Raw genomic sequence first — 12999 nt, forward strand, 5'->3', positions numbered from 1 at the left:
GTGCGTTCTTTTTTGTTTACGAAAATGCATGGATTGGGTAATAGCTACATATACGTTGATCTGTTCAGGGAAACATTGCCCGAGGAGGAGCTGCCGGCGATCGCCCGCAGCGTCGCCGATGTCCACACAGGCATCGGCTCCGATGGCTTGATTCTCATTTGTCCATCGGAGAAAGCGCCAGTCAAAATGCGCATTTTTAACAGCGATGGCTCGGAAGGGAAAAACTGCGGCAACGGCTTGCGCTGCGTGGCGAAATACGCGTACGAGCACGGCATCGTCCGCGACCGCACCTTTTTGATTGAAACGCTCTCCGGGCTTGTCGAAGCCCGTGTTGCAGTAGCAGATGGCGAAGTGACAAGCGTGACGGTCGATATGGGCGAGCCGCGCCTTGAGCGGAGCGCCATTCCGATGCTTGGTCCGGAAGCGGAGCGGGTCGTCGCCGAGCCGTTTGCCATCGCTGGGGGCGAATATGAAATTACGGCGGTGTCCATGGGCAACCCGCATGTGATCTTTTACGTTGATGACATCCAAAAAGCGCCGGTGACGACGCTTGGCCCGCTCGTGGAAAAGGACCCGCGCTTTCCGGAAGGGGTGAACGTCGAGTTTGTCGAAGTGGTGAACGAGCGCGAGCTTCATTTCCGCGTCTGGGAGCGCGGCTCCGGCGTGACGCAGGCGTGCGGGACCGGAGCGTGCGCGGCGGTCGTCGCTTCCGTGTTAAACGGCAAAACGGCGCGCGGGGAGGAAACGGTCGTCCATTTGGCCGGCGGCGATTTAACGATCGTATGGGGGCACGACGGGCGCGTGCGCATGACCGGTCCGGCGGAGACCGTGTGCACCGGCGTTTATTACTACCGAGGCGGGCGGAACGGTTGAGCATCGAAAGGCAAAGACGGTATACTATGAAGTAAGATCGGAATCATTCAAGGGATTCGCCCCATCTGAGCCGTCGGGTGAAAGCGGGCGAACCTGTCGAAAAACGGCCAAGCTGTTTGGCCAGTGTCAACCGTTAAAGGAGGGATCATGGATGGCAGAGGCAGTTATTACGCTGACAGAAGCGGCAGCGTTTCAAATCAAAGATATGATGAAAGAGCAGGAAGAAGAGGGCGCGTACTTGCGCGTCGGCGTCCATGGCGGCGGCTGCAGCGGGTTGTCGTACGGCATGGGCTTTGACCATGAGCGGCGTGAGGATGACATCGAATTTGAGCAGCACGGCATCAAAATTTTGGTGGACCGCGACAGCGCGCCGATTTTGCGCGGAACGGTCATCGACTATAAACAGTCGCTGCTTGGCGGCGGGTTTACGATCAACAATCCGAACGCCATTGCGACATGCGGCTGCGGCTCCTCGTTCCGCACAGCGACCAATGCCGGCACGCCGGAGCAATGCTAAGCGGGGTTGACCTCCATCCGCCCGGCAGAGGCAAACGGCCTGCCTTGCCGTGATCGTCGGGCTCTTGAGAAGGCCGGTTTTCGCCGCACGGCCGGTTGAAAACGCGGGCGTGTACCGACTGGCGAAATGTTGGAAGGGTGGTCTTTCCCTCACGAAATTGGGGAAAACGGCCGCGCTCCAACATCGGCCTTTTCGGGAGCGCCAAAGGAGGAGAAACGATGAAAGGACAAATCAATGTCATCTTGGCGCTTGTCTTGGCGCTCATTGTGGCGCTGCTGGCGGTGGCGAATGTCGAGCAGGTGACGATCCATTATTTAGTCGGCGAAACCCGCTTGCCGCTCATTATCGTCATTTTAGGTTCGGCCGTCCTTGGCGGCCTTGTCGTCGGCATGCTCGGATGGGTGCGTTTGTTCAGCCTGCGCCGGCAGGTGAAGCTGCTCGAGAGAGAGCGGGAGGAATGGACGAAAAACAAGGCTGGGAATACTGATGGCGAGTCGGTTTCGCTGGAGCGAGAGGGATGAGGCATGAGTATGGCGCCCCCAACAAAGAGGGGCGCCTTTTGCTTGAAAAACGGGTGTGGACGGGGCGGGCTATATGAATGGCTCCAATCAGTCGGGATGCGGCGTTAAGGCGAAATGCCGAGCGCCCCTTCGCTTCCGCTTGTTTTCCCGACGGAGCGCCATTAAAACAGCGATGTCGAGTGCGCCGGCTGCATCCGCGCCGTCGGGTCGATGTACGTTTTGGCGCTGCTGATGGCGATCGGCGCTTCGCCAAAGCCGCAGGCGATCAGCTTGATTTTCCCGTCGTACGTGCAAATGTCGCCCGCCGCATACACGCCGGGGATGTTCGTTTCCATCCGCGAGTTGACTTTGATCGCATTTTTTTCGATGTCAAGCCCCCAGTTTTTGATGGGGCCAAGCGAAGAAATAAAGCCGTAGTTGACAATGACGGCGTCGACATCGATCGTTTCTTTCGTTCCTTCTTTCACATGCTCGAGGATGACTTGGCGGATGGCGTGTTCATCGCCGACGAGTTCAACGGGCACAAACGGCGTTTTCACTTGCACGCTGGACTTCTTGAGCTGCTCGACGCTATGTTCATGGGCGCGGAATTTGTCGCGGCGATGCACAATCGTGACGCTTTGGGCGATCGGTTCGAGCATGAGCGACCAGTCAACAGCCGAGTCGCCGCCGCCGCAGACGAGCACGCGCTTTCCGGAAAACTGCCCCAAGTCGTTGATGAAGTAATGTAAGTTTTTTCCTTCATAGCGGGAAGCGCTTTCGATTTCGAGCCGACGCGGCTGAAAGGCGCCGTTTCCGGCGGTGATGATGACCGTTTTCGAATAATGGATTTGTTGATTGGTGACGAGTTTAAACGTTCCGTCCTCCTGCTTTTCGAGCGTGTCGACCGACTCGTTCAGGCAGACGGTCGGCGAAAATAGGTCCATCTGCTCTTTCAGCTGGTTGACAAGCTCTTGGGCGCGCACTTTCGGAAATCCGGCGACATCATATATGTATTTTTCCGGATATAACGCGGCCAGCTGCCCTCCAAGCTGCGGAAGGCTTTCGATAATTTTGACTTTCATTTGCCGCAAGCCGCCGTAAAACGCGGCAAACATCCCGGTCGGCCCGCCGCCGATAATGGTGACATCGTAGACGTTGCGATCTTCTTTCACCGACATCCCTCCCTGCGCGAAGTCATGGCATTACAAGTTTATCTTACCATAAATGGGCGTGGTTATAACGATCCTTTTTGTTGGACGAACAGAAAAAAAAACTTGAAAAGGGAAAGAAAAAGGACTAATATGTTTTGTGGAGAGATTGTTAATTTTTTGTGACAGTCCCTCGACATTTTTTTGGCGGTTAACGTGAATTATTTCACAAACTTCGCTCAATAAAAACGGGGGCGGCCGCAAAAGCTATAACAAATGAATGAGAAAAAATGAAAAAGGGTGGAAGTGATTCAGGTGAGAAAACCAAACGTTGTCATTTTAGGCGCTGGCTATGGCGGGTTGATGACGACCGTTCGCCTGCAAAAGCTCATCGGCGTGAACGAAGCGAACATTACGCTCGTAAACAAGCACGATTACCATTATGAGACGACATGGCTTCATGAGGCATCGGCTGGGACGCTGCATCATGACCGCGTTCGCTATCCGATCCGCGATGTCATCGACCGGAACAAAGTGAAATTCATCCAAGATACGGTGACGAAAATCATTCCAAACGAAAAGAAAGTGCTGCTTGAAAACGGCGAGCTGACGTACGATTATCTCGTCATTGCCCTTGGGTTTGAATCAGAAACGTTCGGCATCAAAGGGTTGAAGGAATACGCATTTTCGATCGCCAATGTCGACGCCGCGCGGCAAATCCGCGAACATATCGAATACCAGTTTGCGACGTACAACGCGGAAGAGGAAAAGAAAGAGGAGCGATTGACGATCGTCGTCGGCGGGGCGGGATTTACCGGCATTGAATTTTTAGGCGAGCTCGCCAACCGGATGCCGGAGCTGTGCCGCGAGTATGACATCGACCCGCACAAAGTGCGCATCATTTGCGTGGAGGCGGCGCCCACGGCGCTGCCGGGCTTCGATCCGGAGCTCGTCGAGTACGCGGTCAGCCAGCTTGAGCGCAAAGGAGTCGAGTTTCGAATCGGCACGGCGATTAAGGAATGCACGCCGGATGGCATCATTGTCGCCAAAGGTGATGATGTCGAGGAAATTAAAGCCGGCACAGTCATTTGGGCGGCCGGCGTGCGCGGCAGCCGCGTCATCGAGGAATCTGGATTTGAAGCGGCGCGGGCGCGCATTAAAGTGGACCCGTACTTGCGTGTCCCGGGGCATGAAGACATTTTCGTCGTCGGCGACTGTTCGCTCGTGATTGATGAAGAAACGAACCGCCCGTATCCGCCGACGGCGCAAATCGCCATGCAAGAAGGCCAGCTGTGCGCGAAAAACTTGGCGGTGCTCATCCGTGGACAAGGGGAGCTGGAGCCGTTTAAGCCGGATATTAAAGGGACGGTTTGCTCGCTTGGCCATGATGATGCCATCGGCGTCGTGTTCGGCAAAAAGCTGTGGGGCGCCAAAGCGAGCTTCATGAAAAAAGTGATTGACAACCGCGCCCTGTATTTGATCGGCGGTTCGTCGCTTGTGATGAAAAAAGGCAAATTTAAATTTTTCTAATCGATCCAAAAAGCTCCCGTGATGGCGGGAGCTTTTTGCATGGCAACGAAACAGGGATCCGCCGCTCGATTGTCGAAATACAAACAGTGCATAACGATCGGGAGAAAAGGATGAGGACGATGGACAACAAACGAGGAAACGTTTGGATTGCGGCGGCCGGACTGGTCATAAACGAGAGCGGGGAATGGCTCGTTGTCAAGAAAAAATACAGCGGGCTAAAAGGCAAATGGTCGCTGCCGGCCGGGTTCGTAAAGCCGGGGGAAATGCTTGATGAGGCGGCGGTTCGGGAAGTGAAGGAAGAAACGGGGATCGACGCCGAACCGGTCGCGCTTCTTGGCTTGCGCACCGGCGTCATCGCTGGGGAGATCAGCGACAATATGGCGATTTTTCTGTTGCGCCCGCTCTCGCGCGACATCGTCGTGCAGACGGATGAGCTGTATGCCGCCGCGTTTTTAAGCAAAACGGCGCTTCAGAATGATCCGAACACATCAGGCTTGCTTCGCTATTTGTTGGCGCTCGAGCCGCTTGATTCCCTTTCGCTGCATGATGGACTCAATCCCGGCGATCCGTTCGGCTACACGAAATACCGCCTTTACTTCGAATCATCGAAATTGAAAGAATAGTCAAGAAAATAAAAGCGATCGAAAGATGTATCCGCTTACACGGACGAAAATGGGGGAGAATCGCCGTTTGTTTTTACAGAAAATTTTGATATATTAACAAAAAAGAAACGGAGGGGAACATCGATGACAAAAACATGGACCATAAACGACTGCCCGTACTGCGAGGGGCATGGATACGTTCAGCTGCTTTTGGGCGGATCGGAAACGTGCTACAGTTGCCAAGGAACCGGAAGCGATGGCGAAGAGGATGACGACCATTGACGTTCGTCTGAGGATATGAAACATCGTTTGGAAACAATCAGGCGATCATAAAGAAGAGAACGAACATTGACGGTCATCCGCCCGATCCAGTACACTGAAAACGGGTGTACGGGAGGTGAAGGGCGGATGCAAATGAGTTTGCCAGTCGTATTGATTTCGATGGTATTGTTTTTCGTTTTGTTTTTTGGCATTGGTTTTTTGTTGAACATGATTTTGCGCATGACGTGGATTTTGGCGGTCTGCTTTCCGTTGATTGCGGTTTTCATTATTGATGATGTGCCGTTGACGCGCTATTTCACCGCGCCGTCCGAGGCGTTCGCCGCGCTCGGCCGGAAAATCACTTCGCTGGCGGCGGCGGATCTGTTGATTTTGTCAAGCGGATTTGCCGGCGCTCTTTGCGCCGGATGGGCGATCCGCACGCTGCGGGCGAAAGGGTATCAAATGTTTTAAAGCGTCTCTGCCCTGCAGAGGCGTTTTTTTTTTTGGCTTTTCGTCGGAAGCGGCGCTTGATTTTTTCAGAACATGCCCTTTTGCAGGGAAAATTGAGCAATGACTTCGGCATCCTTGCTCCGGAAACGATATCGCTTGTCCAGTATATGTTGCGGTGAGGACTCTTTTTGGCGGACAGGCTGATGATGGCGTTTGTGCGGAGCGGATGTGTCGGGCAATAGCCGTTGCCGAGGATGCTTGCGCCAAAGCCGTTCATCGACGTGGTGAAGCTGGCGGCTTGTTCGTTTTTTGCCGTCTTCGCAATGAATATTTCGATTTTGGATGGAGATAAATAGAGGTGTGAGAGGAGTTGAGAGCATTGAATGGATTTAGGCAGTTCGTGCGCCGAACCGCGATGACGCTGCTGTTTTTGGCGGCGCTCTTGGCGACATTCGAGTCCGTTTCCGGGGTTGACGCGAAGACGGTTCTCCATCCCTTTCCGAGCGCTTTATCGATGGATCATCAGCCCATTTGGGGAATGAAAGAGCTCGCGAAAAACGGGGGCCGCTCCGTTTTGCGGCTTGAGGATCATTTTGACTGGTCAAAATATCCATCTGTTGAAGTGATCGCCACCGGCTATACAGCCGGCATTGAATCGACCGGGAAAACGCCCGATCACCCTGAGTATGGCATCACCTACTCCGGCGTCCGCGTCAAGCGCGACCTGTATTCGACGATTGCTGCCGATTTATCGATCTTTCCGATCGGCACGATTTTGTTCATCCCTGGATACGGATTCGGCGTCGTCGCCGACAAAGGCGGGGCGATCAAAGGCCATCGTCTTGATTTATATTACGAAACCGTGGAAGATGTCTATAAATATTGGGGAAAAAGGAAAGTGCAAGTTTACATTATCCAAAAAGGGGACGGCACGCTGTCGGAGGAAGAATTGACGCGGTTGAACGAGGATGAAACGATGCAAGTGTTCCGGCAGCAATATTTGGAATCGAAAAGCTGAAAAAGGGCTCCCGCCCGTCAGCGGCCAAGAAGCGGATCGCTGTCGTCAGCGGGAGGAAACAGCGCCGGATGCAAAAGCGGCGCCAATTTTTTTAATCCGACTAAAAGGCGCGGCGACGGCCGGCAATAGAGCGATTCTTCTAAAATGTGGATGTTCCCGGTGCGGACCGCCTCGGCCTGTTGGGCATTCGGGCGCGCCGTGACGGCTTTCGGGCTCATTTTTTTTGTCTGCACGCCGACCCAAACGAGCAAGATGTGCGACGGGTTGCGGGCGAGAACGTCTTCCCATTCCGTTTGAACGCTCGCTTGCGGGATGTCGGAGAAAATGTTGCGCCCGCCGGCGAGTTCGCTTAGTTCGCTCAGCCAGTTTGCCCCGCCCGGCGTGAAAATCGGCCGCGGCCACCATTCCCAATAGAGGCGAGCCGGCTCCGCCACCGTTGCGGCCCGCTCGCGATGCCAATCAAGCACGTCATGATAGCGGCGGACGAGTTCGGCCGCTTTTTTCGTTTCACCAAGCGCCTCGCCAAGCCGAAGAAGGTCGTTGGCAATGTCATCGAGCGAATTCGGCGCCAGCACGAGATGCGGGAGCCCGCGCCGTTTGAGCTCCTCGACGTTGCGCTCCATGCCGGGCACGCTTAGGGATGCGACGACGAGATCCGGTTTGAGCGCCTCGACTTGATCCATATCAATGCGCAGATCCGGCCCGACTTTCGGCAGCTGCTTCACTTCCGGCGGCCAGTCGGACGAATCGTCGACGGCGGCGACATCGTCAAGGCGGCCGAGATAGGCGAGCAGTTCGGTGTTGCTTGGACAAAGGGAAACGATTCTCATCAGCGTCGGTCCTTTCTAAATCATCGTGATGATTACGGATTCGCCTTGCCCCGCGTGATTTCCTGTCCGTTTCAGCTGATTTTTTTGCGTGAACGCAAGGAGAGAAAGTTAGATAGTCGAAAGAATCGCTTTGCTTCGCTATAATGAAGGTGGGAATGAATCAACATGGAAAGGGATGAGACGATGTTTACGGTAAAACCTTTGCCGTCGGCAGAGGAACGGGATGAAGCGCTTGTCGTCGGTTTGTTTGAAGGGGCGAATTCATGGAGCGGCCTTGCCGGCGAATACGATGCTCGTCTTGGCGGACGGCTGTCGGAACTGCAGAAAGAAGGCGATATTTCCGCGAAGCGGGGGCGCATCGCCACCGTTCATCCATTTTTGCCGATGGGGGCGAAGCGGCTGTATTTCGTCGGTCTCGGCAAAAAAGAAGAGTTGACGTTTGAGCGGCTGCGCGAGGTGTTCGGCAAGCTGTTTCGCGCGTTGAAGCAGGCGAAGCGGACGAAAGCGGCGGTCGCGCTGGACACGTTTACGACCGAGGCCGTCGATGGAAACGAAGCGGCGCACGCCTTGGCGGAAGCCTATCACTTGGCGACGTATGAATTCCCTGGGTATAAGCAGAAAAAGTCACAACCGGACTACCAGCTCGAATCGCTCATCGTCTACACGGCGGCCGAAGCGGCGGAAATTGAAGCGAGCTTGTTTGTCGGTTCGGTATACGGGAAGGCGACGAATTCGGCGCGCACGCTTGTCAATACGCCGGGGAATTTGCTGACGGCGTCGGATTTGGCTGATTATGCCGTGAAGCTCGCGAACCGATACGATTTTGACTATGAAGTTTTGGAGAAAGAAGACATGGAGCGGCTCGGCATGGGAGCGCTTTTGGCCGTCAATCAAGGCTCGAAACAGCCGCCCAAACTGATCGTCTTAAAATACCAAGGAAAAGACGAGTGGGAAGACGTGATCGCCCTCGTCGGCAAAGGGGTGACGTTCGATACGGGCGGCTATTGTTTGAAGCCGCGCGACAGCATGGTCGACATGAAAACCGATATGGCCGGCGCGGCGGCGGTGCTCGGGGCGATGGAAGCGATCGGCGAACTGCGGCCGGAACAAAACGTGCTCGCCGTCATTCCGGCGACCGACAATATGATCAGCGGCGAGGCGTTCAAGCCGGACGATGTCATTACGTCGCTGTCCGGAAAAACGATTGAAGTGAAAAACACGGATGCGGAAGGACGGCTCATTTTGGCCGATGCGGTGACCTATGCGAAACAGCACGGCGCCAGCTATATCATCGATGTCGCTACGTTGACGGGCGGAGTGATCGTCGCCTTGGGCACGGACAAAACGGGCGCGATGACGAACAATGAGGAGCTGTTTGAGCAATTGCTTGAAGCGTCGATGGAAACCGGAGAGTTCATTTGGCGGCTGCCGATTACGGAACACGACCGCGAGCGGGTGCGAAGCAGCAAAATCGCCGACTTGAACAATTCTCCGGGGCGGGAAGGGCACGCCATTATGGGCGGGGCGTTCATCGGCGAATTTGTGGAAGATACGCCGTGGGTGCATTTGGATATCGCCGGAACAGCCGCCACAAAGAAAGACGGCGACCTCGGTCCGGCTGGGGCGACAGGCGTGATGGTGCGCACGCTCACCGCGTTTGTTGAACGGTTTGAATAAGCAAGACGCAAGCGGCGCTGCGATCGCCTAATTCAAGCAGGACGGGCTGAGCCGGCGGCCGCGCGATGTCGAATGGGAAAGCCGAAGCAAATGTGCATAGCTTCGGCTTTTGTTTGGCATGCTACATAATACATGGGCAGGAAAAGCGAACAAAATGTAAAGGTAATGTAAATTTTGTGTAAAATTTTTGATTGTCTTATTGTAAATGCTGTGTAAATTACTACAATAAGTATCGGTGATTTTCGATTTCTGAGATGGAGGGTGGCCTCAATGATCTTTTCCCCAAAAAAGGACGTTTTCTTCGACATGTTGTTTAAGATTTCGGAAAATGTCAAGGAAGCAGCCCAATACTTTGTTGAGTATAAAATCCGAGGCGTGAGCGACTTGAAAGAATTCGCCCGCGTCATGAAAGAGTATGAACGGAAAGGCGATTCGTTCATCCATGAGCTTGTCGTCCAATTGAACAAAACGTTCATTACGCCGATTGAACGGGAGGACATCCATCAGCTGGCGATGAAAATGGATGATGTGCTTGACGGGCTTGAACAATGCTCCGCCCGGTTTGAAATGTTCTCATTCACGGACATTGACGAACATATGGTGAAGTTCTTCGACTATATTTACCAAAGCACGATCGAAATCGTTCATGCGCTCGAACTGCTGTCGCACAAAAAGTTGCTTGACATGCGCCAGCACGCCATTAAAATCAAGGATTACGAAACGAAATGCGACGAAATTTTGCGCGCTTCGATCAAAAACTTGTTTGTGACGCAAAAAGACCCGATTAAGCTCATCCAATACAAAGAGCTTTACGAAATGTTGGAAGAGATTGCTGACAGCTGTGAAGATGTCGCGAATACGCTCGAGACGATCATTATGCGCAACGCGTAAAAGGGGACGTTGTTTTTATGGATATGATTTTAGTCTTGACGATATTCATTGTGGTTTTCGCGTTGGCGTTTGACTTTATTAACGGCTTTCACGATACCGCGAACGCCATTGCGACGTCGGTGTCGACGAGAGCGCTCACGCCGCGCCAAGCCATTATTTTGGCTGCGACGATGAACTTTATCGGCGCGCTCACCTTTACCGGCGTCGCGAAAACGATTACGAAAGACATTGTCGATCCATTCACCCTTGAGAACGGTTCTCTCGTCATTTTGGCAGCGCTGGTTGCTGCCATTGCCTGGAACTTAATTACGTGGTATTATGGCATTCCGAGCAGCTCGTCGCATGCACTCATCGGTTCGGTCGCTGGGGCAGCCATTTCCGCCGCTGGCTGGGATGTAATCCACTACCAAGGTTTTCTTAAAATTTTGGAATCATTGATTATTTCTCCATTTTTGGCGATGGGTGTTGGGTTTGTCATTATGAGTTTGTTTCGTTTCTTATTTAAAGACGCCAATTTAACAAGAACAACCAAAGGGTTTCGTCTATTTCAAGTTGTAACGGCTGCATTGCAGGCGTATACGCATGGAACGAATGACGCCCAAAAAACGATGGGCATCATTACGATGGCGCTGATCGCTGCCGAAATGCACCACTCAGATGTCGTGCCGGAATGGGTGCGCATTTCTGCCGCCTTAGCCATGGGATTGGGGACGGCTGTCGGCGGATGGAAGATCATCAAAACGGTCGGTGGAAAAATTATGAAAATCCGCCCTGTCAATGGGGCGGCAGCGGACTTATCCTCGGCGCTCGTCATTTTTTCCGCCACGTTGTTGCATTTGCCAGTCAGTACGACGCACGTCATTTCCTCGGCCATCATGGGGGTCGGCGCCGCCCAACGGGTGAAAGGCGTCAAATGGGGCGTCGCCCGCCGCATTGTGCTGACATGGATCATCACCTTGCCAGTGTCAGCGTTGATTGCGGGGTTTGTGTACCAGGTTCTCCGTTTATTTTTCTAACGAATGAAAGAGGGTGTCCCAACAGATCGGGACACCCTTTCTTATTGTTTTTCCTATGTTGTGTTTTGTTTAAGGAAAATTTCCCTTTTGGGTCAGACTCTTTTCGTGTTTAGGCCGCCGAACGGTCCGCGGCGGAGGAGCGTCCGATCGCCCGGCAAATCCTTGGGGCGATCAAGCCGGCGACGATCGACAACAAAATGTCTTTCGGCAGCGGGGCAAGCATCCAGCCCCACACCATGCCGTACGAAAGCCCTTCCGGCGCTTCCGCCCATAGTTTGTACGCCATGTACATCCAGTTCGTGCCGATGACATAGTTGATGACCATGCCGACCAAGGCGGCGGTGACGAAACGGGCCTTGGACGCCGGCTGCGGGCCGCGGTTGATGACCCATCCGGTCGCATAAGCGGCAACGATAAAGGAAAGAATGAAGCCAAATGTCGGTTGGAAAATCATCGACAGTCCGCCGTTGAATTTAGCAAACACCGGCACGCCGGCGAGGCCGACGAGCATATACACAATCATGGCCACCGCACCGAGCCGCCGCCCTAACACCGCGCCGGCAAGGACGCAGAAAAACGTTTGCAGCGTAATGGGAACACCGCCGACGACCAAAAACGGTGCCCACGACGTAATGTTCGCCCCGATCGCCATCAAGGCGACGAACATGGCGGCGAGCGTCATGTCAATCGGTCGAAGGGAACTCCGTCGTTCCATATGTAAACCCCCTTTTTTTGTCCGTTAACAAAATCGTACCGAACAACCGCTAGGCTGTCAATTCTCTTTTTTCGGCGGATGATAAAGCGGCTTGGGGGGGATGATAAGAAAAACGACTCCTCGAGCGCTTCATGCGGACAACGCGGCGAGGAGCGTGAAAGGAGGTCTTGTCAATGGAGCGGTTCGTGCCGGATGAAGAGTTGAAGCGGGCGAGCAAAATCGGGGCGAACGAAGACATCATCCACACAAGCAAACACGACGACGGCTACGATTTGCGCACCCCGGCGGAAATCGGGGCTCGGCAGCCGACGGATGAAAACGGCAATGCGTAAAAGAAGGGGCGCGGATGGATGGGAAAGAAAAACGTCTTGGACCGCTCCGCGCCTCGAAAAAGCCGGGGGATCGAGCGAAAAAAGATGGCCGCCTCCCAATCGTGTTCCCTTAGAGTGGTCTTGTCGTTCTGATAAAATGCTGCGGGCTCGAATGCTGTACTCGCTTTTCAGTGTTTTTTCGGCATGAAAGGAATAGCAGGAAACGAATGGATTGATTTTTATGAATAAATGCCTATTTTTGATATGGTAATAAAGTTCCTTTTTTTTTTTTTTTTTATTTACAGTAAAATTTTAATTGTAAATATATAGTTGTTTTACCATAACATGTTCTTGTTAAACGATTGAGAATGAGGGGGTGGTGAAAAAAGGTGGTAAACTAAATTATTTTAGAATCAAAAAGTACTGGATTTGGTTTCTTTTTTATTAAATCACGAGCCTTCTAGAAAGACGTTGATATGATACAAAAGAAAGTCAAAAACGGGTTCTTCTTCATGGAATTGATTAAGGAGAATCTTTATGACCAAGAGAATAAAGTTTATACTGTTCACCTTGTTCTTTTCTCCGTCATTATTTCTGATTAACTATTATCAAAGCATAAACATGAAAAAGGACGAATATCCGGATTATATCTTTTGG

15 protein-coding genes are annotated in these 12999 nt (G+C 53.0%); 12 read left to right on the forward strand and 3 right to left on the reverse strand.

Going from position 1 to position 12999, the window contains the following annotated elements; translation table 11 throughout:
- The 3 genes from dapF to ETR37_RS14505 all read left to right on the forward strand — a co-directional run bounded on the left by dapF (position 1) and on the right by ETR37_RS14505 (position 1911).
- Positions 1–873, forward strand: a complete 873-nt coding sequence (gene dapF / locus ETR37_RS14495; protein ID WP_129447446.1) for a diaminopimelate epimerase — start codon at positions 1–3, stop codon at positions 871–873.
- A gap of 151 nt (positions 874–1024) precedes the next feature.
- Complete coding sequence (locus tag ETR37_RS14500) at positions 1025–1390, forward strand: HesB/IscA family protein (RefSeq protein ID WP_011232426.1); 366 nt, start codon at positions 1025–1027, stop codon at positions 1388–1390.
- A 218-nt stretch (positions 1391–1608) separates the two neighbouring features.
- A complete protein-coding gene (locus tag ETR37_RS14505) occupies positions 1609–1911 on the forward strand; it encodes a LapA family protein (RefSeq protein WP_011232425.1) in 303 nt (100 codons plus the stop codon).
- Between the two features lie 161 nt (positions 1912–2072).
- On the opposite strand, the gene ETR37_RS14510 is transcribed toward ETR37_RS14505, so the two are convergent.
- Positions 2073–3071, reverse strand: a complete 999-nt coding sequence (locus ETR37_RS14510) for an NAD(P)/FAD-dependent oxidoreductase (RefSeq protein ID WP_011232424.1) — start codon at positions 3069–3071, stop codon at positions 2073–2075.
- A gap of 276 nt (positions 3072–3347) precedes the next feature.
- Between ETR37_RS14510 and ETR37_RS14515 the strand changes: the two genes are divergently transcribed.
- From ETR37_RS14515 to ETR37_RS14530, 5 genes are all read left to right on the forward strand, one after another.
- Entirely contained in the window at positions 3348–4571 is a 1224-nt protein-coding gene (locus ETR37_RS14515) for an NAD(P)/FAD-dependent oxidoreductase (RefSeq protein WP_033006735.1), read from the forward strand.
- 119 nt (positions 4572–4690) lie between these two features.
- Positions 4691–5194 (forward strand): NUDIX domain-containing protein, encoded by a 504-nt coding sequence (locus ETR37_RS14520; protein ID WP_041470750.1) that lies wholly within the window; start codon positions 4691–4693, stop codon positions 5192–5194.
- Positions 5195–5317: 123 nt separating this feature from the next.
- Positions 5318–5455: a YuiA family protein gene (locus ETR37_RS19205; RefSeq protein ID WP_013144343.1), complete on the forward strand. Its 138-nt coding sequence runs from the start codon at positions 5318–5320 to the stop codon at positions 5453–5455.
- Positions 5456–5581: 126 nt separating this feature from the next.
- Complete coding sequence (locus ETR37_RS14525; RefSeq protein WP_063193230.1) at positions 5582–5905, forward strand: YuiB family protein; 324 nt, start codon at positions 5582–5584, stop codon at positions 5903–5905.
- A gap of 358 nt (positions 5906–6263) precedes the next feature.
- The gene (locus ETR37_RS14530; protein WP_033006734.1) at positions 6264–6902 is read left to right on the forward strand and encodes a 3D domain-containing protein; all 639 of its coding nucleotides are present in this window, start codon (positions 6264–6266) and stop codon (positions 6900–6902) included.
- A gap of 17 nt (positions 6903–6919) precedes the next feature.
- Here the strand turns inward: ETR37_RS14530 and ETR37_RS14535 are convergent, their stop codons facing one another.
- The gene (locus ETR37_RS14535) at positions 6920–7732 is read right to left on the reverse strand and encodes a cobalamin-binding protein (protein ID WP_129447447.1); all 813 of its coding nucleotides are present in this window, start codon (positions 7730–7732) and stop codon (positions 6920–6922) included.
- 183 nt (positions 7733–7915) lie between these two features.
- Between ETR37_RS14535 and ETR37_RS14540 the strand changes: the two genes are divergently transcribed.
- From ETR37_RS14540 to ETR37_RS14550, 3 genes are all read left to right on the forward strand, one after another.
- The gene (locus ETR37_RS14540) at positions 7916–9409 is read left to right on the forward strand and encodes a leucyl aminopeptidase (protein ID WP_129447453.1); all 1494 of its coding nucleotides are present in this window, start codon (positions 7916–7918) and stop codon (positions 9407–9409) included.
- A 270-nt stretch (positions 9410–9679) separates the two neighbouring features.
- Positions 9680–10300 (forward strand): DUF47 domain-containing protein, encoded by a 621-nt coding sequence (locus ETR37_RS14545; RefSeq protein WP_033016305.1) that lies wholly within the window; start codon positions 9680–9682, stop codon positions 10298–10300.
- Positions 10301–10317: 17 nt separating this feature from the next.
- Positions 10318–11316 (forward strand): inorganic phosphate transporter, encoded by a 999-nt coding sequence (locus ETR37_RS14550; protein WP_015375716.1) that lies wholly within the window; start codon positions 10318–10320, stop codon positions 11314–11316.
- 109 nt (positions 11317–11425) lie between these two features.
- Here ETR37_RS14550 and ETR37_RS14555 read toward each other — a convergent pair whose 3' ends face one another.
- A complete protein-coding gene (locus ETR37_RS14555) occupies positions 11426–12031 on the reverse strand; it encodes a biotin transporter BioY (protein WP_053413977.1) in 606 nt (201 codons plus the stop codon).
- Positions 12032–12204: 173 nt separating this feature from the next.
- On the opposite strand from ETR37_RS14555, the gene ETR37_RS19210 reads away from it, so the two are divergent.
- Positions 12205–12363, forward strand: coding sequence for a hypothetical protein (locus tag ETR37_RS19210; protein ID WP_013524517.1), 159 nt, complete (start codon positions 12205–12207; stop codon positions 12361–12363).
- Positions 12364–12999 lie beyond the last annotated feature (636 nt).

It is taken from the genome of Geobacillus sp. PK12, from assembly GCF_004123125.1.
GTDB lineage: Bacteria > Bacillota > Bacilli > Bacillales > Anoxybacillaceae > Geobacillus > Geobacillus zalihae.